Source organism: Roseixanthobacter psychrophilus (assembly GCF_043195195.1).
GTDB lineage: Bacteria > Pseudomonadota > Alphaproteobacteria > Rhizobiales > Xanthobacteraceae > NCEH01.
The window spans coordinates 1-448 of the sequence record NZ_JBAFWT010000188.1; the positions used below are offsets into that span (position 1 = coordinate 1).

At 63.8% G+C, this 448-nt stretch carries 1 pseudogene; it reads right to left on the reverse strand.

Features of this window, described 5'->3' with window-relative positions:
• Positions 1-322 precede the first annotated feature (322 nt).
• Positions 323-448, reverse strand: a pseudogene (locus V5F77_RS29145) (integrase); the annotation flags it as partial.

Below are 448 nucleotides of genomic sequence, written 5' to 3' on the forward strand. Positions count from 1 at the left end.
GGAGGGAGGTCGTTGTAGGGGCGGTCTGGGCGAAACGACATGTCCATCAATCCTCGTGCGATCGACATGTCGGCCGGATATGTCGCCGGCATCGACAGATCATCAAATCATGTCGATGAAATCCGAATTTATCGACATATCTCGCATGTCGCAAGCGCACTGGCCCTATGGAGGGCAACGCGCCAGCCGCGCCGAACACCCCAAGGCCCCGAGCCCGAACAGGATCAGACCAATCGCCAACCCTCGAAGGTCGTGCCGTCCAATGTCCAGTCGAGGGGGAGGGGGAGGGGGAGGGGGAGGGGGCTGTCCGCCTGTCGGCGGCTTACAACCCGGCCGCCTTGGTGAGGTTGACGCGGAAGCGATCGCGCCGGCGCTGGTAGCGGCGGGTCATCTCGGCTGAGGCATGCCCGAGCTGCTTTTGGACGTGACGCTCGTCGACCTCGGCCGA